The sequence below is a fragment of the Streptomyces sp. VRA16 Mangrove soil genome, from assembly GCF_017377775.1.
Lineage (GTDB): Bacteria > Actinomycetota > Actinomycetes > Streptomycetales > Streptomycetaceae > Streptomyces.
Genome location: NZ_JAFVLN010000015.1, coordinates 183,424 through 206,315 on the forward strand (window position 1 = coordinate 183,424; position 22,892 = coordinate 206,315).

The window sequence follows — 22,892 nt, forward strand, 5'->3', positions numbered from 1 at the left end:
CGAAGGCACCGGTGTGTGGCGGGAGGTTGCGGGACATGGTGGATCCGCCGCTGGTACGGATCTGTGATCTGGCCGGGCGGCCGCGCGGCGCGGGGTTCGCCGCGGACGACCGGGGCACCGTCGTCACCAGCCATGAGGCGGTGGACGGGCTCGGGCGGGTGGTGCTGCACGCCCCCGACGGCGCGACGACGTGCGTGGTGGGGCCCGAGTCGGTGGTGCCGCTGCCGGAGGTGGATCTCGCGCTCGTCCGGGCCGAGGGGCTCGGGGCGGCGCCGCTCGCGGTGGCGGCCGGCGGGGCGCTGGAGGTCGGGGCCTATGTACGGATCCCGGCGGGCGGCTGGCGCGAGGCGCGGGTTCTCGGTCACTGCGACGTGACGTACACCGCGACCGACCGCTTCCATCTGGTGGGCGGCGTCATGGAGTTGGCCGTGGGGACCGCAGGCGCCGACGCCCTGCGGCTCGGCGGCGGGGCGGCCGGCGGGCCGGTGCTCGACGCGCGTACGGGGGCGGTGGTCGCGGTGCTCGGCACGGCGCTGGAGGCCGGGCGCCGAGCCGCCGGGTTCGCGGTGCCGCTGCGGGCGGCGGCCGCCGGGGATCCGCGGGGGCCGCTCGCCGAACTGCTCGCCCGGAACGCGGCGACGGTGCCGGCGTACGGGTCCGATCTGAACCTGGCCGCGGTGCTTCAGGTCGCCGCCGTGTCCGTGGGCAGCGACGGGCCGGGGGCGGGGAACGGGGTACGGGCCGTCGAACGGCCGGATGTGGTAAGGGAGTTGGCGCAGTTCGCGGCCGGGGACGCCGGGGTGCTCGCGCTGGTCGGGGATCCGGGGTGCGGGCGTACGACGGAGCTGGCGGCGTTCGCGGCGCGGCGCCCCGAACCCTGTCTGTGGCTGCGCGGGGCCGATCTGCGCGGGCCCGACGCGTCGGTCGCCGACGCGGTGGGGCGGGCCGTCGAGCGGGCCGGGCGGATCGTCGCGGCGTCCAGGGAGGGCGCCCACGGGGGTCTGGGGGACCTGTCGCCGGAGCGGGTGGCCAAGGTGGCCTGCGACGCCGGGCAGCCGCTCGTGCTGCTGCTCGACGGGCCCGAGGAGATGCCGCCGGTCCTGGCCCATCGGCTGGCCGCGTGGTCGCGGGGGACCGAGCGGTGGCTCGCGGAGTGCGGGGTGCGGCTCGTCGTGGCCTGCCGCGGGGAGTACTGGGAGCAGGCGGGGCTGCTGTTCGGCCCGGACGTGCTGCACGGGGCCGCGGCCGGGCGGTTGCCCGCGTGCGTGCGGGTCGGCGATCTGGCGGGGGAACCGGCGCGGGTGGCGCGCGAGCGGTTCGGGGTGCCCGAGGGGGCCCTCGCCGAGCGGGACGCCGGGCATCCGCTGGCCCTGCGGCTGCTCGCCGAGGTGCGGGCGGCGGTACCGGGGGGCGGGCTCGACGGGTGCCCCGACCGGGACGAGATCTTCTCCGCGTATCTGGATCTGATGTGCCTGCGGGTCGCGGTGCGGCTCGCCGCGCCGGCCGGGGTGCGGGGGAGCGGGGTGCGGCGGCTCGCGGCGCGGGTGTCGGGACGGGTGCACGAGGCGGCGCGGCGGTGCTTGGGGCCCGGACAGGGGGAGTTGGACCGGGAGACGTTCGAGGAGCTGTTTCCGTGGGGGGTGCTGGGCGGGGTCGCCGGGTGGGCCTCCGCGGTGCTGGCGGAGGGGGTGCTGGTGCCGGCGGGGAGCGGGTACCGGTTCGCGCACGAGGAGGTGGCCGACTGGATCCAGGGGATGCATCTGGATCTGGAGGGGGCGTTGGAGGCGCTGGTGTTCCGGCGGCGGAGTGGGGGCGGTGCGGCGTCCGTCCCGGTGCCTCGGCATCGGGCGGGGCCCGTGGTGCGGGCCTTGTTGTTGGTGGGGCGGGAGCGGGGGCTGGGCGAACTCGTCTCGAAGGTAGGGGAGTTGGCGCAGTGGGTGCCGGGGCCGCGGTCGGCGCGCGGCGAGCGCCTGCCCGGCGTCGAGGTGCCGCCTCGCCCGCCCGGCGGCCCCGGGCGGCAGGCCGCCCAAGGCTCTGCCGGCGTCGAAGCTTCCTGGTGGGCCGCGCATCTCGTCAGTGAGGTGCTGGTGCGTGTGGCGGATGCCGAGAGGTTTCTGTCCGTGCTGGAGGAGCTCGCCGACCGGGGGGTGTTCGGGCCCTGGTTCTGGATGGAGCTGCCGGTCTCGGACGATGTGCGGTTCGCGTTGTTGCGGCGGCTCGTCGTGCACGATCCCGAGCCGGGGGAGGGGGAGCGGCACCTGGACGTCGTCGCGGAGCTGCTCGACCGGGAACCGGCGCGGGTGCAGCGGCAGTTGACGCGGTGGTTCGACGACGAGCGGGTGCTGCCCGCGCTGCCCGACGCCACCGTGGCGACGGCCGCGCAGGCCCTGCTGCACACCCACCGGCACCGGGCCGTCGACGACCTCGTGGAGGCGCTGGTGGACTGTGCCCACCCGCGCGCCGACGAACTGCTCGCCGCGCTCGCCGAGGAGGAGCCGTCCGCGGTGTGCCGGGCCGTCGACCGGTGGGCGCACGACGAGCGCCCCGCCCGGCACGTGGCGGCGGTCGCCTACGGGCTGCGGGCCGCGCCACGGGTCACGAGCGAGGCCGACCGGGAACTGCTGCGGTACGCCGCGCTCGCCCTGCTGGCCCGCCCCGCCGACTGCAGCCTGCACGGCGCCGCGCTCGCCCTCCTCGTACGGGATCCGTGCTCGCGGGCCGCGTATCTGGAGCGGGCCCTCGCCCGGTTCGCGGCGGGGGACGGGCAGCTGCCCGCCGCCGCGCTCGCGACCGCGCTCGCCACCCACCCCGAGTCCGTCCTGGAGGCCTTCCAGGGGCGGTTGCGCGCGCCCGGGCCCGGCCTCGCCGACGTGCTGCGGACGCTCGCCGACGTGACGGAGCCCGCGCTCGCCCGGCGCGCCGCCACGCTCGTACAGGAGGTGGCGGACGAGCGGCCCGAGGCGGCGGCCGCGCAGGTCGCGGCCTTCGTCGAGCGGCGTCTCGAACACGGGCCGGTGGCCAGGTCGGTGCTCTTCCCGCTGGTGGTGACGTTGCTGCTGCCCTCGAAACCCGTCGTCGTGCGGGCCGCCGTCGCGCCCGTGCTCGCCGCCCCCGGCACCGCCGTATCGCGGGCGCTGCGGACCAAGCTGCTCGACATACTGCTGGCGCAGGAGCGCGACCCCGAGGTGCTCGACGCCGTGCTCGGCGCCGCGGCCCGGGGCGCCGCGCGGCAGGGGCAGTCGCGGTCGCGGGCGCTGGTGCACCGGACGGGCACGCTGCTCGTGCGGACACCGGAGGGCGCGGCCCGCTTCGACCGGCGGCTCGTGGAGCTGGCGCGGGAGGTCCCCGGGTTCGCGGGGCTGCTCGCCCGGTGGCTGGGGGCCGCGCCGCAGGAGTGGGCGGCGCTGGTCGGGCCCAGCGCGCGCCGGATGATCGAGAACCTGGCGGGGGTGCGGGTCCCGGCCTAGGGCCTGTGGCGAACGTCCCGTCGTCCGCCCGGAGGGCGGGCCCCGCGGCGTCCGGGGCGTGCTCTCCGGGGGGTCCCCCGGCCGGAGGCTCTCGGCGTGCAGGGCGCAAGGCCTCGTACGGGGTGTACTCGGCCTTACGCCCGGCGCGGCGAAAGGGGAGCGAGCATGCCGGGCGTTGCGGGGCCGGGGGCACCTACCCGCGGTAGCCGGGGGAGGGGCTTTCGACGCACGCCCCAGGGCCTGTGCCGCCCCGGGGCCTGTCCCGTGGGTCGGTTCGCAGCCGGGTGGCCCGCGACGAGATCCTCCCCCGGTTTCCGGCCGGGGGACCCCTGGGCAGGCCCTAGAGGATCCGCAGGTCCCTGGCGCGGCCCACCGGGGTCGCGAGCAGGTAGAGCCCGGGGAGCAGAGCCGCCGCGCACACCGTCCACAGGGCCGCGTGCGTCCCCGCGTACGTGGCGAGCAGACCGGCGGTCAGCGCCCCGAGCGGCAGGGCGCCCCAGGAGACGAAGCGGACCGTCGCCATCACGCGCGAGAGCAGCTCCGGCGGCGACTGGGTCTGGCGGTAGGTGCGGGTGGTGATGGAGCCGATGACGCTGCCGAACGCGAAGCCGGCGTTGCCGAGGGCGAACCAGAACGCGTCGCCCGCCGACGTGGTCAGCGGCGCGAGCAGCAGCAGCGCGCCGCCCGCGAGATCGGCCACGATGATGCCGCGCGCGGTGCCCAGGCGCCGGGTCACCCGGACCGCGACGAACGACCCGGCCAGCGCTCCGACGCCGTCCATGGCGAGGACGAGACCGAGCTGTACGGAGTTCAGACCGGCCTCGCGGACCAGGTAGAGCGGGGTGAGGGCGACCAGGGCCGCGTTCAGGAAGTTGGCGGCGGTCGCCCAGATCATGCAGGGGCCGATGACCGGGTGCCGGGTCACGTACCGCCAGCCCTCGCGGATCAGCCGCAGCGCGCTCTCACCGGTGCGCGGCGCCGGACGGCTCTCGGGCAGGGTGCGCAGCAGCACGGCGGAGACGAGGTAGCTCGCGGTGTCCACGACGAGCGCGCCGACCGGGCCGGTCGCGCCGATCAGGACACCGCCGAGCGACGGGCCGCCGGTGTCGGTGACGGCGTGCGTGCCGGACATCACGCTGTTGCGGGCGGCGAGCTGCCGGGCCGGGACGACGGCGGGCAGGAACGTCGAGTTGCCGATGTCGAACAGCACCGTCGCCGCGCCCGTGACCAGCGCCGCGAACAGCAGATGCCCGTAGGTCAGCGCGTCGAACCACCAGGCCACCGGCAGCGAGCCGAGCGCGAGAAACCGTACGAGGTCGAGCACGACCTGGAGCCTGCGCAGCGGGACGCGTTGCGCGACGACACCCGCCGGCAGGCTCAGCAGCAGCCAGCAGAGCTGGCCCGCGGCGGCGAGCAGGGCGGTCTGGAAGGCCGTGGCGTCCAGGACGGTCAGCGCGACCAGCGGCAGCGCGAGCGCGGTGACGGCGGTGCCCGCGTTGCTGACCGTGGCGGCGGTCCAGTACCGCCAGAAGACGCCCGGCGGCGACGGGTCCTCGTCCTGGCGTCGTTCTTCGAGGCCGGAGGCTGCTTGCTGGACGGTCACCGATGATCTCCCCCACTGGGTCTCTTTTGGGAACTCACTCGTTCCAGGTAAGTTCCTATCGGGAACTGACCTGATGGCGCAAGATGGACGACGACAACGCACACCGCGGCGAGAGGGCGGGGAGTCATGGTCAGGTCCGTGCCGGAGCGCGACGCGGCCTGTGCGATCGCGCAGGCCGCCGCCGTGGTCGGTGACTGGTGGAGCCTGCTCCTGGTCCGGGAGACCGCGCGCGGCCACCACCGCTTCGACGAGCTCCAGGAGGAGCTGGGCATCTCCCGCAAGGTGCTCACCGAGCGCCTCGCCCACCTCGTGGCCGCCGAGGTCCTGGAGAAGGTGCCCTACCAGAGCGCCCCGGTCCGCCACGAGTACCGGCTCACGCCGAGCGGCCGCGGACTGCTGCCCGTCCTGCTGTCGATGCAGGACTGGGCCGACCGCTGGGTCTTCGGCGACGGCTCGCTCAGCGGCACCGCCGACGAGGAGAGCGAGCAGGCGCGGCGCGCGGCGGCCCTGCTGGGGGAGCGGCTGCCGGCTCTGGAGCTGCCCGGGCACGTGGACGGCGCCCCCGTGGACCCGGTCGCACCCGCCGCGCAGGCCGCCGCCACCGTCCTGTTCTGCTACCCGGCGACGGGCCGCCCGAGCCCGTTGCCCGAAGGGTGGGGCGACATCCCCGGCACCGTCGGCTGCACCCTGGAGAACCGGCTGTTCCGGGACGCCTACGAGGACTTCCGCGCGGCCGGCGCCGAGGTGCGCGGCGTCAGCACCCAACGCCCGGACGAGCAAAGGGTGTTCGCCGTCGAGGAGGGCATCCCCTTCACCCTGCTCTCGGACGTCGACCTGCGCCTGGCCGCCGCCCTGCGACTGCCCGTGTTCCGCGCCGGGCAGGCACTGCGGCTCAAGCGCGCGGTGCTCGTCGTCGGCCGGGACCGGGTGGTGCGGCACGTGCGGTTCCCCGTGACGGACATTCCGGAAGCGGTGCGGGAGGCGCTGGCCGTGGCGCGCGGCCTCGCCGGATGACCTGCGGTGGGTGGGCCGGGGCGAGGCGCCGGGCCCCGGCATGGCACTCTTAGACCTGCGTAATCGGTAAGAGCCTGTCTTTGAACCCCCGTCGTCCGCGCGGAGCGCGGGCGCAGCGACGGTCGGTGCGGCGAGCGTGCGTGCCGGGCGTCGGGGCGCGGACGGAGGTTCAAAGACAGGCTCTGAGTGCCGTAGTAAGAGCAGTAACGGTCGTACACAGGTTTGCGAGGAGCAATCACCGTGCAGCGCTGGCGTGGCTTGGAGGACATCCCCCAGGACTGGGGGCGCAGCGTCGTCACCATCGGCTCCTACGACGGGGTGCACCGCGGGCACCAGCTGATCATCGGCCGCGCCGTGGAGCGCGCCCGCGAGCTGGGCGTCCCCGCGGTCGTGGTCACCTTCGACCCGCACCCGAGCGAGGTCGTGCGGCCCGGTTCGCACCCGCCGCTGCTCGCGCCGCACCACCGGCGCGCCGAGCTGATGGCCGAGCTGGGCGTCGACGCCGTACTGATCCTGCCGTTCACCACCGAGTTCTCGAAGCTGTCGCCGGCCGAGTTCGTGGCCAAGGTGCTCGTCGACAAGCTGCACGCGCGCCTGGTCGTCGAGGGCCCCAACTTCCGCTTCGGGCACAAGGCCGCGGGCGATGTGGAGTTCCTCGCCGAGCAGGGCGCGACCTACGACTTCGAGGTCGAGGTCATCGACCTGAAGGTGAGCGGGAACGCGGGCGGCGGCGCCCCCTTCTCCTCCACCCTCACCCGCAACCTGGTCGCCGAGGGCGACGTCGAGGGCGCCGCCGAGATCCTCGGCCGGCCGCACCGGGTCGAGGGCGTCGTCGTGCGCGGCGCGCAGCGCGGCCGTGAGCTGGGCTTCCCCACCGCCAACGTGGAGACGCTCCCGCACACCGCGATCCCGGCCGACGGCGTCTACGCGGGATGGCTGCACGTGAACGGCGAGGCGATGCCCGCCGCGATCTCGGTCGGCACGAACCCGCAGTTCGACGGCACCGAGCGGACCGTCGAGGCGTACGCGATCGACCGCGTCGGCCTCGATCTGTACGGGCTGCACGTCGCCGTCGACTTCCTGGCCTTCGTGCGCGGGATGTCGAAGTTCGACTCGCTGGAGCAGCTCGTCGAGGCGATCGCCGACGACGTGAAGCGGGCACGCGGCATCGTCGAGGCGTACCGGTCCTGAGCGGGTCGGCACCTGTGACGCAGGTCACGGGTGCGGGTGTCACATACCCGCGGGCCGTCCCGTCGTAGAGGTGTCCTCACTTTTACGGCGCACGAAGGAGCCCGTCATGGAACCCCGTCTGAACCTCTTCACCAACCCGGCCCTCGGCAAGGTCATCAAGCACGTCGTCGCGGCCGGCCGGGCCGCCGAGGACACCGGTGTGCCGGCGGCGACGCTGGAGCTGGTCAAGATCCGCGCCAGCCAGATCAACGGCTGCGCGGGCTGCCTCGACATGCACGTCAAGGACGCCGAGGCCGCCGGGGAGACCTCGGTACGGCTCGCCCTGGTCGCCGCCTGGCGCGAGGCCAAGGTCTTCACCGACGCCGAGAAGGCCGCCCTGGAGCTGGCCGAGGCCGGCACCCGGATCGCCGACAGCGCCGGTGTCTCCGACGAGGTGTGGGCGCGGGCCGCCAAGCACTACGACGAGGAGCAGCTCGGCGCGCTCGTCGCGTGCATCGCCATGATCAACACCTTCAACCGGTTCAACGTGATGACCCAGCAGCCCGCGGGTGACTACGTCCCCGGTATGTACAGCTGAAGCAGGGGGACGGGCTCGGCTCCGCGGAGCCGAGCCCCCCGGTCACTGCCCGGCCGCGACCTTCGCCGCCGCCCAGTGGCACGCCACCTGCGCCGCGTCGCCGCCCGTGAGAACCGGCAGGTCCTCGGTGCGGCACTTGCCGGCGACTCCGGCCCGCTCCGCCTCGCCGCTCGCCAGGACCTGGCAGCGCGCGTGGAAGCGGCAGCCGCCCGGGATCCGCGACGGGTCGGGCGCCTCGCCCTTCAGCACCACCGGATCGCCGGGAGCCTCCGGAAGGACCGACAACAGGGCCTGCGTGTACGGGTGCTGAGGTGCCGTCAGGACGTCCTCCACCTTGCCCGTCTCCACGATCCGGCCCAGATACATCACCGCCACGCGGTCCGCGATGTTCCAGGCGAGACCCAGGTCGTGGGTGACCACCAGCGCCGACAGGCCCAGTTCCGTGCGCAGCTTCAGGATCAGGGCGAGGATCTCGCCGCGCACGGACGCGTCCAGCGACGCCACCGGCTCGTCCGCCACGATCAGTTCGGGCTCCAGGACCAGCGCGCCCGCGATGACGACACGCTGGCGCTGGCCGCCCGACAGCTCGTGCGGATAGCGCAGGAAGAACCGCTCCGGCGGGCGGAGTCCCGCGCGGGACAGGGCACTTGCGACCGCCTCCCGCTCGTCCCCCGTGTGCCCGTGGATACGCAGCCCCTCCGCCACGGCGTCGTACACCGTGTGCCGCGGGTTGAGCGAGCCGCTCGGGTCCTGGAGGACCAGCTGGACGCGCTTGCGGTACGCCTTGAGCGCGCGCGAGGCGTAGTTCAGCGGCTCGCCCGCGAACGTGACCCGGCCCGACGTCGGTTTCTCCAGGCCGAGCAGGGTGCGCGCGAGACTCGTCTTGCCGCACCCCGACTCGCCGACCAGGGCCACGATCTCGCCCGGCGCGATGTCGAGGTCGACCCCGTCCACGGCCCGTGCCGGGGCGGCGCCGCGCCGGCCGGGGAACGTCACCTGAAGGCGGTCGGCGCTCAGCAGGGGCGGGGTCTCGGGCTTCTCGCGCGCCCCACTCTTCTCGAGCGTTTCACTCATCGGGTCTTGCTCCCTGCCTCGACGCCCTGTGCCGGGACGCCAGTTGGACTCACGTGCACACAGGCCGCCCGCCGGCCCTCGCCCCCGGCGCGCAGCACCTGGTCCTCGCTCGCGCAGACGTCGAGCGCGGCCGGGCAGCGCGGATGGAACGTACAGCCGGACGGCAGCGCCGACGGGTCCGGCGGGTCGCCGGGCAGCCCGCGCGGCGCGAACCGGGACGCCGGGTCGCCGATGGTCGGGAACGCGGCCGAGAGCGCCTTGGCGTACGGGTGCAGCGCGTTCTCGTACACCTGCTGCGACGGGCCCTCCTCCACCACGCGGCCCGCGTACATCACCGCGAGCCGGTCACAGGTGTCGGAGAGCACCGCCAGGTCGTGGCTGATCATGACGAGGCCGAGGCCCTGCTCCGCCACCAACTGCTCGATCAGGCGCAGGATCTGGGCCTGGATCATCACGTCGAGCGCGGTGGTCGGCTCGTCCGCGATGATCAGTTCCGGGTCGCAGGCGAGCGCCATCGCGATCATCACGCGCTGACGCTGGCCACCGGAGAGCTCGTGCGGATACGCGGCCGCGCGCGCCGCGGGAAGACCCACGTGCTCCAGGAGTTCGGCGACCTTCTTCTTCGCGCCCTCCTGCGTCGCCTTCTTGTGCAGCAGGATCGGCTCGGCGATCTGGTCGCCGATGCGGTGCACCGCGTTCAGCGAGTGCATGGCGCCCTGGAAGACGATGGAGGCGCCGGCCCAGCGCACCGCGCGGACCTGGCCCCACTTCATCTTCAGGACGTCCTCGCCGTTCAGCAGGATCTCGCCGGTGACCTTCGTGCCCACGGGCAGCAGCCGCAGCAGCGCGAGCGCGAGCGTCGACTTGCCGCAGCCGGACTCGCCCGCGACACCGAGCTTCTGGCCCGCCTCCAGAGTGAGGTTCACCCCGCGCACGGCCTGCGCCCCGCCCGCGTACGTCACTTCGAGATCGCGTACTTCGAGAAGCGTCACGACCGCACCCCCAGCTTCGGGTTGAGGACGGATTCGACCGCGCGGCCGCACAGCGTGAAGGACAGGGCCACGACGGCGATCGCGATACCGGGCGGTGCCAGGTACCACCAGTCGCCCGCGCTGACCGCGCCCGCCTCGCGCGCGTCCTGCAGCATGCCGCCCCACGAGGTGACCGTCGGGTCGGACAGGCCAAGGAAGGCGAGGGTCGCCTCGGTGAGGATCGCCGAGGAGATGATCATCGTGGTCTGGGCGAGGACCAGCGGCATCACGTTCGGCAGCACGTGCCGCACCATGATGTGGCCGTGGCCGCCGCCCAGCGCCCTGGCCCGCTCGATGTACGGGCGGGACTCGACCGCGAGGGTCTGCGCGCGCACCAGACGGGCCGTGGTCGGCCACGTCGTCACACCGATCGCGATGATGACGGTCCACATGGAGCGGTCCATCACGGTCGCGAGGGCGATCGCGAGGACCAGCGTCGGCATCACCAGGAACCAGTCGGTGATCCGCATCAGGACCGTCGAGTACCAGCCGTGGAAGTGCCCGGCCACGATCCCGACGACGGTGCCGATCGCCACGCACAGGAACGCGGCGAGCAGCCCCACGGTGAGCGAGATGCGCGCCCCGTACACCAGCAGCGCCAGCACACTGCGCCCGAACTGGTCGGTGCCCAGCGGGAAGTCACCGCTCGGCCCCTCCAGCGGGCTGCCCTTGGCGTCGGTCACGGACTGCGCGTCCGAACCGACCAGGACCGGCGCGAGGACGGCGATCAGCGCGATCAGGACGAGCAGGCCCAGACCCCACAGCCCGCTCTTGTGGGAGCGGTACGAGGTCCAGAAGCGGGCCAGCGACTGGCGCTTGCGGGCGCGGGACAGAGCCCGGGGGCTCGCGGCGGTCGGCGTGGTCGGCGTGGTCGTCGTCATCGGCCCACCCTCGGGTCGAGCAGCGGATACAGGATGTCGGCGAGGGTGTTCGCCAGGATCACGGCGGTCGCGAAGACGAAGAACAGGCCCTGGACGAGCGGCAGGTCGGGCACCGAGAGCGCCTGGTAGAACAGGCCGCCCAGGCCCGGCCAGGAGAAGACCGTCTCGACGAGGATCTGCCCGGCCACCACGTGCCCCAGGTTCACGAACATCAGCGTGAACGTCGGCAACATCGCGTTCGGCACCGCGTGCCTGCGGCGCACCATGTCGTCGCGCAGGCCCTTGGCGCGGGCCGTCGTCAGATAGTCGCTGCCCATCTCGTCGAGGAGCGAGGAGCGCATGACGAGCAGCGTCTGCGCGTAGCCGACCGCGACGAGCGTGATCACCGGAAGGACCAGATGGTGCGCGACATCGAGGATGTACGCGAATCCGGTCTCGCCGCCCGATTCCAGGCCGCCGGTCGGGAAGATGCCCGGGATCGGGCCGATGCCGACGGAGAAGACGATGATGAGGAGCAGGCCCAGCCAGAACGACGGGACCGAGTAGAGGGTCAGCGCGAACGCGGTGTTGAAGCGGTCGCTGCGCGACCCGTTGCGCCACGCCGTGCGGGTGCCCAGCCAGATGCCGAGCGCCGAGTAGAGCACGTACGCCGTACCCGTGAGCAGCAGCGTCGCGGGCAGCGCGGCCGTGATCTTGTCGATGACGGGCGCGTGGTACTGGAACGAGATCCCGAAGTCGCCGGTCAGCGCGTCCCCGACGTAACTCGTGAACTGCTTCCACATCGGCTGGTCGAGGCCGTACTGGTGGCGCAGATTGGCGAGTTGCTCGGTGGACACCTTGCGGCCGCCGGTCATCTGCTTGACCGGGTCGCTCGGGATGAGGCGGAAGAGGAAGAAGCTGGTGACGAGGACGGCGAAGAGGGAGACGGCAGCCCCCACGATCTTCGCCGCCGCGTACTTGAGGTATTCGGTCGTGTTGCGGGCCCGGGGGCCGCGGGCGGCCGACAGCGTCCCGGCCGGGGTGGCCGGGTCGCTGTCGGGACCGTCCGCGGGCTGCACGAGCGCGGGACTGCTGTCAGCTGTCATGGTTCGTTCGTTCGTCCCTCGCGGGTCACTCGCGCTCGTCGGCGGTCGAGCGGCGGCGCCTGGTGATGAGGACACCGCCACCGATGACCACCAGAGCGGCGATCACAATGCCGATCACTACGCCGGTGGAGCTGGACGAACCCGAGTCGCCGCTGTCGGAGGAGGAGACCGGCTCGGCCGACCACCAGCTCCAGTAGCCGTCCTGGCCGTAGATGTTGCCCGCGGCGGTCGGCATCGTCTCGATGGACTTGATCTGGTCGGTGCGGTAGGCCTCGACGGCGTTCGGGTACGCCATGACGTTCATGTACCCGGAGTCGTACAGCCACGACTCCATCTGCTTGACGTAGTCCGCCCGCTTGGCCGGGTCGTACTCGGCGAGCTGCTTCGCGTACAGGTCGTCGAACTTCTTGTCGCAGATGAAGTTGTCCGTCGCGGCGCTCTCCTTGGCCTTCGTGGGCAGGGCGGCGCAGGTGTGGATGCCGAGCACGAAGTCCGGGTCCGGGTTGACCGACCAGCCGTCGAAGGCGAGGTCGTACTCACCCGCGTACCAGGGCACCGAGACGTCGTCGAGGCAGTCGACCTTCAGGCCGATGCCGATCTTGCCCCACCACTCCTTGAGGTACTTGCCGACCGCCTTGTCGTTCGGGTCGGTGGCGTGGCACAGGATGCGCAGGTTGATCGGCTTGCCGTCCTTGCCGACGCGCTTGCCGTCCTTGAGCTTGTAGCCGGCGTCGTCGAGCAGCTTGCCCGCGGCGTCCGGGTCGTAGGCCAGCTTCTGGCTGTCCGACGGCGTCCAGAAGTAGTCCTTGAAGCGCGGCGGGATGTACCCCTCGCCCTGCACGGCGTGGCCCTGGAAGACCTTGTCGACGATGGTCTTGGTGTCGACCGAGCGGAACAGCGCCTGGCGGAACTTCTGGTCGAGCAGCGCCGGGTTGCCGTCGCCGAACTTCTTGCCGTCCTTGGTGCGGGCGCCCGGGTTGGTGGCGATCGCGTAGAAGCGGCGGCCCGGGCCCTCGTTCACCTTGATGTTCTTCTCGCCCTTGAGGGACGCCGCCTGGGCGGGGGTGAGGGCGGGGGAACCGGCGACGAAGGAGACCTCACCCTTGCGCAGGGCGGCGACCGCGGCGTCCTGGTCCTTGTACGTCTTGAAGACGATCTCGTCGAACTGCGGCTTGTCCGACTTCCGCCAGAAGTCCGGGTTCCGCTTCAGCTTCACGTACTGGTCGGTCTTGTAGTCCGTGAGAACGAACGGGCCGTTGCCGACGATCGGGAAGGTCTTGTCGTTGTTGAACTTCGAGTAGTCCTTGACGTCCTTCCACACGTGCTCGGGCACGATCGGGACGTCGAGCGAGGTCATCGTCGCCTGCGGCTTCTTCAGCTTGATGACCAGCTTGGTGTCGCTGGGCGCGGTGACCTTGTCGAAGTTGGTGACGAACGAACCATTGGCGGTGGCCGCCGCGTCGTCCGTCATCATCTTGTTGAACGTGAAGGCCGCGTCGTGCGCCGTCGCCTTCTGCCCGTCCGACCACTTCGAGTCGCCCCGGATGGTGTACGTCCACGTCAACTTGTCCGACGACGGCTCCCACTTGGTGGCGAAGCCCGGGACGACGTGGTTGTCCTTCGGGTCGTAGTTGGTCAGGTACTCGTACATCAGCCGGTGGATGCTGGTGCTGACCAGGCGCGTCGCCAGGAACGGGCTCAGCGAGTCGACGCTCTGCGCGAGGGCGACGGTGAGGACCTTCTTGCCGCCGTCGTCGGCGGCCTTCGCCTCGTGGGGAGCCGGGTTCAGAGGCGTGGCGAGCGCAGCCGTGAGGCCGAACGCCGCGGCGCCGGATGCCAGGAGGATCCGCATCCCGTGGCGGTGGGTTCTGTGTTGCTGATCTTGCTGAGCTTTCGTGGCCATGGAACGGACACCTCGCGTCGGGCTGTCGCAGCAGGGGAATGAAGTGAGTGTTTATCAGCGCCTGTTGACGCACGTCAACGGCAGGTGAACCCCATGTGGCCTGCGGAAATAACGAGTTGACCCGCATTTCACGCACATTGGTTGAGACCTCTGATGCTTTGCAGGCCAGCGCATGGCGCCGTAACGGACTTATCCGCGTGATGTACGTGAAAGGCCCGCACCGATGAACGGTGCAGGCCTCTCGGGAAGTTGAGCAAATCGTTGCCCGGACTCCCTTTCGTACTCGGGTTGTTACTGCTGCGGGGGCTGCGGCTGCTGCCAGGCCGCCGGCGGACCCTGCTGCTGCGGAGGCATCGGGGCCGGCTGCTGGGGCTGGCCGGGTTGCTGCCCCGGCTGGCCCTGCTGGGCCTGCGGCGGGGGTGGCGGGACCTGCCAGCCCGGCTGCGGGCCGGGCTGTCCCGGCTGCCCGGGCTGCCCCTGCTGGCCGGGGTACGGGGGCTGCGGGGCCTGCGGGGGCACGCCCTGCTGCGGGTAGGGCGCGGGCGCGCCCGGCTGGCCCGGGTACGGCTGCTGCTGCGGGTAGCCCTGCTGGCCGGGCATCGGAGGGGCCGCGACCGGCGGGTGCGAGCCGTCCATCTGCGTCCACAGGCCCTGCTGCTGCTGGGCCCGCGCGAAGTCCTCGGCGACCATCGCGGAGAGGTTGAAGTACGCCTCGCGCACCTTGGGCCGCATCATGTCGAGGTCGACCTCGGCGCCGGCCGCCAGGTGCTCGTCGAACGGCACGACGACGACACCGCGGCAACGCGTCTCGAAGTGGCTGACGATGTCGTCCACCTTGATCATCTTGCCGGTCTCGCGGACTCCGGAGATGACCGTGATGGAACGCGAGACCAGGTCCGCGTACCCGTGCGCCGACAGCCAGTCGAGCGTGGTGCTGGCGCTGGACGCACCGTCGACCGACGGGGTCGAGATGATGATCAACTGGTCGGCGAGGTCGAGCACTCCGCGCATCGCGGAGTACAGCAGACCCGTACCGGAGTCGGTCAGGATGATCGGGTACTGACGGCCGAGCACGTCGATCGCACGGCGGTAGTCCTCGTCGTTGAACGTCGTCGAGACGGCCGGGTCCACGTCGTTGGCGATGATCTCCAGGCCGGACGGGGCCTGCGAGGTGAACCGCCTGATGTCCATGTACGAGTTCAGGTGCGGGATCGACTGCACCAGGTCACGGATGGTCGCGCCGGTCTCGCGGCGCACCCGGCGGCCGAGCGTGCCCGCGTCCGGGTTGGCGTCGATCGCGAGGATCTTGTCCTGCCGCTCGCTGGCGAGGGTGGAGCCGAGCGCCGTGGTGGTCGTCGTCTTGCCGACGCCGCCCTTGAGGCTGATCACGGCGATCCGGTAGCAGGAGAGCACCGGGGTGCGGATCAGGTCCAGCTTGCGCTGGCGCTCCTGCTCCTCCTTCTTGCCGCCGAGCTTGAAGCGGCTGCCCTGGGCGCCGGGGCCCTTGCTCTTCGCCTTCTGCCGCTTGTTGTTCAGCAGCCGGTCGGCGGAGAGCTCGACGGCCGCCGTGTAGCCGAGCGGAGCGCCGCCGACGTTCGTGGGCTGGCGCTGGTCGTGCTGCATCGGCTGGGGCCAGGCGGCACCGGTGCGCGGATCCGCCGGGTTCGCCGGATAGCCCTGCGGGGGCTGGGCGTTGGGGTCGCCGGGCGCGGCCGGGGCCGGGGGCTGCGGCTGGACCGGGGGCTGCGGCTGGGGCTGCCCGGCCTGCGGCGGGAGCGGCTGACCGGGGACGGCGGCCTGCTGAGGGTGCGGGAAGCCGTAGCCGGGCTGCGGCTGCGGCTGCGCCGGAGGCTGGGGCTGGCCCTGCTGCATCGGCTGACCGGGCTGACCCGGCTGGCCGGGCTGGCCGGGCTGCGGGAAGCCGTAACCGGCCTGCGGGGTCGGCGGCTGCGGGAAGCCGTAACCACCCTGCGGGGCAGGCGAGTTGGGCATCGGCTGGGCCGGGGGCTGCGGCATCGGCTGCGCGGGCGCGGGCGGGCCGGGCTGCGGGAAGCCGTAACCACCCTGCGGCTGTGGGGCCGGGGCGGGCGCCGGAACCGGGGCCGGAGGCTGTGCGGGCCAGGCGTTCGGGTCGGCCGGGGCGGGCTGCGCCGCGGCCGGCTGGACCGGCTGGGGCATCGGCTGGGCCGGGGGCTGCGGTGCGGGCGGCTGCTGGCCGGCCGCGGCGGGGTCGGTCCACTGCGGGGCGGTCGGCGGCGCGGCCGGCTGGAACGCGGGCGGCAGCGGCGGAACGCCACCTTCCGGCGCGGGCGGGGGAGTCCAGCCCGCGGGAGCGCTCTGTACGCCGTCGGGGGCGGGGGGAGCCGGGACCGCGGGGGCGGCCGGGGCGTCGGCGACCGGGGCCTCGGGGGCCGGGGTACCGGCGTCGCCCGCGTCGGCCGGGCCCTCGGCGGCGGCAGCGGTAACAGCGGCGGCAGCGGTGACGGCGGCTGCGGCGTTCGCGGCCTCCGCGGCGTCGTCCGCCGCGTCGGTGGCGCTCGCGGCCGCGGCGAGCGGGAAGTCGCTGCCGGAGTCGGCGTCACCGTCGGTGCCGGTGTCGGCGGCCGGGGCTTCGGTGTCCCCGGCGTCGGCGGAGCCGTCCGCGGCCGTGCCGGACGCGGACGGCTCCACCGACGTACCGGACGTGTCGATGTCCACGCTCACCCGGTGCGTGTCGACCCAGGACTGCGGCGTCTGCTCCGGGGCGGAGGGCTCCTCGTCGGCGCTCTGCTCCGGGCCCTTCTCGGGCTCCGCGGGCTGCGGCTCGGCGGGCTGCGGCTCCGCGGGCTTGGGCTCGCCGAGCGCGGCCAGCTCCTCGAACTCCCGCTTGAGAGAGGACGCGGAGAAGCGCATGGTGGCACCGCTCTCCAGGTCCCCGTTGGCGGCGCTCGGCGCGGGCGCGGGCGCCGGCGCGGGGGTGGGCGCGGGCGCCGGCGGCGGAGGCGGCGTGGGCGCACTCGTCGGGCTGCCGTTCTCCGTCGCGTTCTGCGTGTACCAGGCCGGAGGGGCGTAGTCGATGGTGAACTCGCCTGTCAGCTCGACACTGGACTCCGCGTCGGACTGATCATCGACGGGTGAATCCCAGCCCCCGTGGATACCGTCCCGATCGCTGTTCACAATGCCTCCTGGTTGGTCGAGCACCCGCGTGCCGTGCTTGGGGGCGACCGAATGCGTGGTCTGTGTCGTCGCTCTGCGGGCCGTCCCCCTGGCCCCCTGGCGTACGCGCCACCCGCACACGGGTACACGCGGCACGTACTGTCCCAGCCTAATCACGAAAACCAGATGCACGGCAGGCCCGCCCGCTCCTCAGCCCTGTCCGACGCGTCACGTCCTGGGAGACGTACACCAAAACGTGACGAAGGACAGCGCTGAAAGGGCAGCGCCCGCCGGTGAAATGCCCGACTTGTGGGCGGATTCGCGGAAGGTCACCCGAACTTGGCGGCACGGCCCCGGCGGGACGGCTCAGTCCATGCGCCGGGCCGTGCCCAGCAACCCGTTCTCCGCGTCGGTCGCCTGCGTCATCACGTACTGCCGATCCCGGTCGGTGCACCACAGGGTCACGCCGTCGGCGAGCGTCGGCAGCGACTCGTACTCGCCGCGCGGCAGCCCTATCACGCGGCCGATCTCGGTGGCCTCGTCCGGCGACACCCGCTGCACGCCGACCAGCCGGGCCTGTCGCATGAGGCGCGGCGCGACCGGGCTCAGGTAGGGGAGCAGGGTGAGCACCGACTGCCAGGGCGCGGAAGCGACCCGGCCGCGCGGCGGACGCATGCCGCAGTCGCGGATGACGAGCACGGGCCCGCCCGCGGACGCGCCCTGCGGCGGCACCCGCCCCACGTCGTGCACGGTCATGCCGGACTGTCCGCCGCCGACCGCCTGCACCAACTGCGCCCAGTGCTGCGCGCGTCCGGTCTCCACGGCGACCCGCGCGCCGGTCGCGGCGGCGCGCAGCGCGAGCACCTGCGCCGTCCACAGACCGCCGATGAGCACGATGTCGTACGGGGTCGGGCGGTTGATGCCCATGACCGCGGGCTGCCCCTCGGCGTCCACGCCGACGACCACGCCGTCGTCCCCGATCGGCAGCGTCAGCGCGTCGAGCTGCTCCGGGGGCAGCGAGTGGCGCTGGTGGCGCGGGCCGAGCAGGCCGAAGCCGGTGCGCAGCCGCTCGCCCAGCTCGGGAAGCTGATTCATGACGGCCATCAGCGGGCACCTCCGAGCGGCAGGGTGGCGAGAACGCCGGGCAGTTGTTCGCGGTCGAGCCGGACCAGGTTGGTGCGCACCTGCCGGGCGGCGCGCTCCAAGTCGCGCCGCGCCGTGGTCAGTTCGGTGTCGCTGCGGCCGGTGATGCGCATGTGGCCGGTCATCGTCACGTCCTGCTGGTCGCCGGGGGCCAGGGTCAGGCTGAACGTCGTCGCGAGCGCGGGTACCGACGTCAGCTGGGCGATCAGCTGGGGCAACTGGATGGTGGCGGCGCCCAGTTGGGGCCAGCGGCGCACCCAGTACGTGGTGTGTCTGCGGTTGTCGCAGCGCCAGCTGCGGCTGGACTCCTCGGTGCGGCGCTGCGGCGCCTCGCTCCGGCCGGCCTGCGCGGTCACCATCGGGTTGGCGCACGCGGACGTGGCGACGGCGGAGACCAGCTCCTCCTCGGAGAGCACGCTGGCCCGGAACCCGGCGCCGGTCAGCCGGCTGGAGAGGTGCTCGGCGACGCGCGCCAGGCACTTCTGCGCGCCGACCACGCCGCCGCCGCGGGCCGCGACGGCCTCCGGGCACAGCTCGGGGTCGAGCTTCAGGGCGATCCAGGTGATGCGGACGGCGGGCGAGCCCGTCTGCGCCTGCAACGGCGCGTAGTTGCTCACCGCCACCGACTGCTGCGGCAGGTGCAGCGCGGGCGCGGGCTGCGTGTGCAGCACGACCTGCGCCGACTCCAGGCGGATGTCGTCCACCGCGAGCGCGTCGCGCACCAGGGCGATCGGCAGCGGCCTGCGGCTGCGCTCGGCGCGCAGCGCGGTGGCGTCCGACTCGACCTGGAGCACCGCGGTCATGAAGCCGCCGTCGCCGACCATGCCGATGGGGCGCTGGTCGCGGTCGTCCCCGCGGTTGTGGCTGTAGGTGCGCAGGCTCGGGTCGCACTCCACGGCGGGCGCGAGCCCCGGCTCGGTGCCCGGCGGCACCGGCGTGCTCGCCGCCTGGCGTCTGCGGGTGCGCAGCGCGAGCACGCTGCCCAGCCACTGCGGCAGGGAGCGCCCCCGGCGACGTACCAGGGCGAGCACCAGCAGGATCGCGGCGACCGCGCCCGTGGCCATCAGCGCGACCGTGCCGATCACCCAGCCGACGACCACCAGGGCCGCCGCCAGCTCGATCATCACCAGGCGCTGGACGGCGAAGGAACCACCGCGGCCGGAACGCGACTTCAAATGCGGAGTGACCGGACCACTGAAAGGCGCTGCCCCATTCCCGCTGCCCGGCGTACGGGAATTCCGTGCAGGATTGTGTGGCATGTGTGAAGGGGGCGGGGATACCGGCTGAGAACGGTCACCCGATCGTGACCTCGATTGCGTCCGCGATCGAGTCCGCGCTGCGGAAGCCATCACTCCAAACCCCCCGAACTCTCCCGAAATCCCATGCGCAAAGGCTCCTTGAAAGGGCCCGAGCGGCCCCTTGGAAGGCCTCAGCACCCTACCCGTGCCACACGCACAACGTCGTAACAGGCATAGTAGGGGCCGGGTCTGACAGCCACGGCAGCCGAGGCGACGCAGCCGGAAGCCGCGAGCGGATGGTCGGCCCACTGAAGACGGGGGAATTCGCCCCCACGGCTCCGCACGGGGAGAGAGCGGACACAGATGGCATCACGGCGGGACGAACTCAACGCCTACACCTTCGCGAAGCGGCGCACGCTGGCGTCCTTTCTGCAGCCCTCTCCTTCGGGCTCCGAGGAAGGCGCTCCCAAGCCGCTGCGCGCGGTCCTTCCGGGCACGATCCTCGGCGTGGTGATCCTCGCCGTCTTCGGCGCGATCGGCATGTTCTCCCCCGCGGCGGCACCGGGCTGGAAGGAGCCGTACCAGAACGTCATCGTGGCGAGCAAGTCCACCACCCGCTACGTGATCATGGAGACGGGCAAGAAGAAGCAGGCCCAGCTCCACCCGGTCCTCAACATGGCGTCCGCGAAGCTCCTGCTCGCCGACAACCGCCAGGACAGCGTGATGACCGTCGAGGAGTCGGTGCTCGACAGCGGCAAGATCCCGCACGGCGTCACGGTCGGCATCCCCTACGCCCCCGACCGCCTGCCCTCCGCGGAGGAGGCCGGGGCGGAGAAGCGCTGGATGGTCTGCCAGCGCCCCACCAGCGGCGGCGAGGTCCAGCAGGCGACGTTCGTGCTCGGCAAGAACGACCGCGCGAAGGCCGACAACACGAACCGGCTCGGTGGCGGCGAGCTGATGTACGTCGTCTCCGACGACAAGCAGAAGACCGAGTACATCGTCGACGCGAGCGGCAGCAAGTACGAGCTGTCCGCCAAGAGCCCCGCCGAGAAGCAGCAGTTGCTGCGCGCGCTCAACGCCTACGGCAAGACCCCGGAGAAGGTCTCCGACGCCTGGCTGGCGACCCTGCACGGCGGCAGCAGCCCGATCGCCTTCCCGGCCTTCACCGACACCCCCGGCGCCGCGTCCCGCAACAACGGTTCGCTGAGCGCGGCGGACAACAAGGTGGGCAAGGTCCTCGTCACGGAGAGCGCCACGCGCGAGGTGCAGTACTACGTGGTCCTGGCGGACCGCATCGCGTCGGTCACCCCGTTCACGGCGCAGCTGCTGCTGGCGAGCCCGACCCTGTCGGCGGTCAACTCGACCAGTGAGGCCCAGAAGGTGGCCCTCGGCCAGATCGTCACCGACGGCACGCCGTTCGCGGGTGACAAGAAGTGGCCCGAGCACCAGGCGAAGACGGTCAACAACGCGTCGCCGACGGTGACCGACGGCCGCAACGTCATCTGCAACACCCTGCGCGGCGTCGGCGACGGGAACGCCACGACGCTCAGCACCTGGGCGGGCAACGACTTCCCGGTCGCCCTCGCCACCGGCTCCTCCAGCACCTACGTCACCCCCGGCTCCGGCCAGCTCTTCCGTCAGGTCCAGGGCACCGACACCTCCGGCGGCGTCTTCCTCGTCACCGACACCGGTCTGCGGTACGCGCTGCAGTCCAACAGCGACGGCGACGCCAAGGGCACGGGGGTCGACGCCTCGCAGAAGGACATCCAGAAGGACCTCCTGCAGCAGTCGAGGATCGCCCAGACCCGGCTCGGGTACGCGAAGACGAAGGCGACCGACATCCCGATCGAGTGGTCCAAGCTCCTGCCCACCGGCCCGGTCCTGTCCACCGGCGCGGCCCGCCAGCCGCAGGGTTCCTAGGCGTACGGGCACGGGAGACGGGATCAACTCATGCGACAGGCACAGCACTTGACGCACACACGACGTCGTCCCTGGCGCCTTCCGGGGCGGCTCGGGGCGCTGTCCCGGGCGGCGTCGCTCGTGACCGCGGCGACGGCCCTGACGGCGGCGGCGACGGTGACCACCACGTTCCTGCTGCCCGCGCCCGAGGCGGCCGCGGCGGACCAGTGCGAGTTCGGCAAGACCACGTACAAGGGGAACCCCTGGTCGCTCCAGCGGGTGAACCTGGATGAGCTGTGGCAGGAGGCGACCGGCAAGAACGTCAAGGTCGCCGTCATCGACACCGGTGTGGCCGTCAACAACCCGCAGCTCAAGTCGGCCGTGGACGCGAAGGACGGCAAGAACCTCCTGCCCAGGAAGATCAAGGGCGAGGCGAACCAGGAGTGGGGCAACGCGTCCGGCACCACGGACACCGTCGGCCACGGCACCCGGGTCGCCGGCATCATCGCCGCGCGCAAGGGCAAGGACACCGGGTTCCGCGGTCTCGCCCCCGACGCCAAGATCATCCCGATCAAGCAGAACGACGCGGAGGGCACCGGCACCGCCGCCACCCTGGCCCTGGCGATCCGGCACGCCATCGCGGTGCGCGCCGACGTCATCAACATCTCGCAGGACACGTCCAACGCGGCGAAGCCCGACCCCGATCTGCAGCGCGCGGTCGACGAGGCCCTGGCGAAGGGCATCGTGGTCGTGGCCTCCGCGGGCAACGACGGCATGGGCGGCAAGGCGGGCCGCACCTACCCGGCGTCGTACGAGGGCGTCCTCGCCGTGGCCGCCTCCGACCGCAACAACGAACGCGCCGCCTTCTCCCAGGCCGGCGACTGGGTCGGGGTCGCGGCGCCCGGCGTCGACATGGTCTCCACCGTCCCGCAGGGCGGCCAGTGCTCCGACAACGGCACCAGCTTCTCCGCCCCGTACGTGGCCGCGGTGGCGGCCCTGCTGAAGGAGAAGCACGGCGACTGGTCCGCCGCCCAGATCGTCGCCCAGATCGAGCAGACCGCGGAGCGCTCGGCGCCCGGCAAGGACGACTTCGTCGGCTGGGGCGTCGTCGACCCGGTGGCGGCCCTCACCAAGGACGACCACCCGATCGAGTCGCCCAGCCCCGAGGCCGCGGGCCCGCAGGCCGAGGCCCCCGCGGTCCCCGGGCTCCACTTCGGCGAGACCGCCGACGAGCGCAACTCCCGGATGGCCACGTACGCGGCCGTGGGCGCGGTCGTGCTGGTGGTCGGCCTGGCGGGCACGGCCGTGGCGGTCCGGGACGCCCGGCGGCGCAGCGGGCGGGTCCGGGGCGAGGCGTGACCCCGTTGCGCAACCTTTCGATCACCTTTCTACAAAGGCGGGGCCGGGATTGCCCGAACTCTCGGCGATGAAGTGAAGATTTTCGGGGGGTCGCTCAAAGGTTCCGGGGAGTAATGGGCGGGGTCGATCACGGCCGTGCGACGGGCGGGATACGCGCCGTTTGCGGCCAGTAAGCTTTTGCACCCCCACTGCATGTGAACCACTGCATGTGAACCACTGCATGTGAACCACTGCATGTGAACCACTGCATGTGAACCAATTCCCCGGAAGGGACCCCCCATGCGCAATACCC

15 protein-coding genes are annotated in these 22,892 nt (G+C 72.6%); 6 read left to right on the plus strand and 9 right to left on the minus strand.

The genetic code is table 11. The features are described 5' to 3' along the window. Nucleotides 1–35: 35 nt before the first annotated feature. Nucleotides 36–3,467, plus strand: coding sequence for a serine protease (locus J3486_RS32850; RefSeq protein WP_207827007.1), 3,432 nt, complete (start codon nucleotides 36–38; stop codon nucleotides 3,465–3,467). Between the two features lie 340 nt (nucleotides 3,468–3,807). Here J3486_RS32850 and J3486_RS32855 read toward each other — a convergent pair whose 3' ends face one another. Beyond that, entirely contained in the window at nucleotides 3,808–5,070 is a 1,263-nt protein-coding gene (locus J3486_RS32855; protein ID WP_207827009.1) for an MFS transporter, read from the minus strand. A 126-nt stretch (nucleotides 5,071–5,196) separates the two neighbouring features. Between J3486_RS32855 and J3486_RS32860 the strand changes: the two genes are divergently transcribed. The 3 genes from J3486_RS32860 to J3486_RS32870 all read left to right on the plus strand — a co-directional run bounded on the left by J3486_RS32860 (nucleotide 5,197) and on the right by J3486_RS32870 (nucleotide 7,852). Continuing rightward, nucleotides 5,197–6,084, plus strand: a complete 888-nt coding sequence (locus J3486_RS32860) for a winged helix-turn-helix transcriptional regulator (protein WP_207827010.1) — start codon at nucleotides 5,197–5,199, stop codon at nucleotides 6,082–6,084. Nucleotides 6,085–6,324: 240 nt separating this feature from the next. After that, nucleotides 6,325–7,275, plus strand: a complete 951-nt coding sequence (locus J3486_RS32865; protein WP_207827012.1) for a bifunctional riboflavin kinase/FAD synthetase — start codon at nucleotides 6,325–6,327, stop codon at nucleotides 7,273–7,275. 106 nt (nucleotides 7,276–7,381) lie between these two features. Beyond that, the gene (locus tag J3486_RS32870) at nucleotides 7,382–7,852 is read left to right on the plus strand and encodes a carboxymuconolactone decarboxylase family protein (RefSeq protein WP_207827015.1); all 471 of its coding nucleotides are present in this window, start codon (nucleotides 7,382–7,384) and stop codon (nucleotides 7,850–7,852) included. 42 nt (nucleotides 7,853–7,894) lie between these two features. Here J3486_RS32870 and J3486_RS32875 read toward each other — a convergent pair whose 3' ends face one another. From J3486_RS32875 to eccE, 8 genes are all read right to left on the minus strand, one after another. Beyond that, nucleotides 7,895–8,926 carry an ABC transporter ATP-binding protein gene (locus J3486_RS32875; protein ID WP_207827018.1) on the minus strand — a complete coding sequence of 344 codons (1,032 nt, stop codon included), beginning with the start codon at nucleotides 8,924–8,926 and terminating at the stop codon, nucleotides 7,895–7,897. After that, on the minus strand, nucleotides 8,923–9,918 hold the full coding sequence (locus J3486_RS32880; protein ID WP_207827020.1) for an ABC transporter ATP-binding protein: 996 nt from the start codon (nucleotides 9,916–9,918) through the stop codon (nucleotides 8,923–8,925). Before J3486_RS32880 ends, J3486_RS32875 begins: the two co-directional genes overlap by 4 nt. Beyond that, complete coding sequence (locus tag J3486_RS32885; RefSeq protein ID WP_207827021.1) at nucleotides 9,915–10,838, minus strand: ABC transporter permease; 924 nt, start codon at nucleotides 10,836–10,838, stop codon at nucleotides 9,915–9,917. Before J3486_RS32885 ends, J3486_RS32880 begins: the two co-directional genes overlap by 4 nt. Then, nucleotides 10,835–11,923, minus strand: coding sequence for an ABC transporter permease (locus J3486_RS32890; RefSeq protein WP_207827023.1), 1,089 nt, complete (start codon nucleotides 11,921–11,923; stop codon nucleotides 10,835–10,837). Before J3486_RS32890 ends, J3486_RS32885 begins: the two co-directional genes overlap by 4 nt. Before the next feature lie 25 nt (nucleotides 11,924–11,948). After that, nucleotides 11,949–13,775 carry an ABC transporter substrate-binding protein gene (locus J3486_RS32895; protein WP_207827025.1) on the minus strand — a complete coding sequence of 609 codons (1,827 nt, stop codon included), beginning with the start codon at nucleotides 13,773–13,775 and terminating at the stop codon, nucleotides 11,949–11,951. 342 nt (nucleotides 13,776–14,117) lie between these two features. Further along, on the minus strand, nucleotides 14,118–16,982 hold the full coding sequence (locus tag J3486_RS32900; RefSeq protein ID WP_207827027.1) for an SCO5717 family growth-regulating ATPase: 2,865 nt from the start codon (nucleotides 16,980–16,982) through the stop codon (nucleotides 14,118–14,120). A gap of 345 nt (nucleotides 16,983–17,327) precedes the next feature. Continuing rightward, a complete protein-coding gene (locus J3486_RS32905; RefSeq protein ID WP_207827029.1) occupies nucleotides 17,328–18,065 on the minus strand; it encodes a hypothetical protein in 738 nt (245 codons plus the stop codon). Beyond that, nucleotides 18,065–19,453: a type VII secretion protein EccE gene (gene eccE, locus J3486_RS32910; RefSeq protein ID WP_267878255.1), complete on the minus strand. Its 1,389-nt coding sequence runs from the start codon at nucleotides 19,451–19,453 to the stop codon at nucleotides 18,065–18,067. Before eccE ends, J3486_RS32905 begins: the two co-directional genes overlap by 1 nt. A gap of 252 nt (nucleotides 19,454–19,705) precedes the next feature. On the opposite strand from eccE, the gene eccB reads away from it, so the two are divergent. Next, nucleotides 19,706–21,262: a type VII secretion protein EccB gene (gene eccB, locus J3486_RS32915; protein WP_207827033.1), complete on the plus strand. Its 1,557-nt coding sequence runs from the start codon at nucleotides 19,706–19,708 to the stop codon at nucleotides 21,260–21,262. A gap of 120 nt (nucleotides 21,263–21,382) precedes the next feature. Next, a complete protein-coding gene (gene mycP, locus J3486_RS32920) occupies nucleotides 21,383–22,600 on the plus strand; it encodes a type VII secretion-associated serine protease mycosin (RefSeq protein ID WP_374194799.1) in 1,218 nt (405 codons plus the stop codon). Nucleotides 22,601–22,892: the final 292 nt, after the last annotated feature.

What these genes read in the sequence shown, in the direction of transcription:
- J3486_RS32850 (WP_207827007.1), top strand. Translation starts at nt 36, where the DNA reads ATGGTGGATCCGCCGCTGGTACGGATCTGTGATCTGGCCGGGCGGCCG.
- J3486_RS32860 (WP_207827010.1), top strand. Translation starts at nt 5,197, where the DNA reads ATGGTCAGGTCCGTGCCGGAGCGCGACGCGGCCTGTGCGATCGCGCAG.
- J3486_RS32870 (WP_207827015.1), top strand. Translation starts at nt 7,382, where the DNA reads ATGGAACCCCGTCTGAACCTCTTCACCAACCCGGCCCTCGGCAAGGTC.
- J3486_RS32875 (WP_207827018.1), bottom strand. Translation starts at nt 8,926, where the DNA reads ATGAGTGAAACGCTCGAGAAGAGTGGGGCGCGCGAGAAGCCCGAGACC.
- J3486_RS32885 (WP_207827021.1), bottom strand. Translation starts at nt 10,838, where the DNA reads ATGACGACGACCACGCCGACCACGCCGACCGCCGCGAGCCCCCGGGCT.
- J3486_RS32890 (WP_207827023.1), bottom strand. Translation starts at nt 11,923, where the DNA reads ATGACAGCTGACAGCAGTCCCGCGCTCGTGCAGCCCGCGGACGGTCCC.
- J3486_RS32895 (WP_207827025.1), bottom strand. Translation starts at nt 13,775, where the DNA reads ATGCGGATCCTCCTGGCATCCGGCGCCGCGGCGTTCGGCCTCACGGCT.
- J3486_RS32905 (WP_207827029.1), bottom strand. Translation starts at nt 18,065, where the DNA reads ATGGCCGTCATGAATCAGCTTCCCGAGCTGGGCGAGCGGCTGCGCACC.
- eccE (WP_267878255.1), bottom strand. Translation starts at nt 19,453, where the DNA reads ATGGCTTCCGCAGCGCGGACTCGATCGCGGACGCAATCGAGGTCACGA.
- eccB (WP_207827033.1), top strand. Translation starts at nt 19,706, where the DNA reads ATGGCATCACGGCGGGACGAACTCAACGCCTACACCTTCGCGAAGCGG.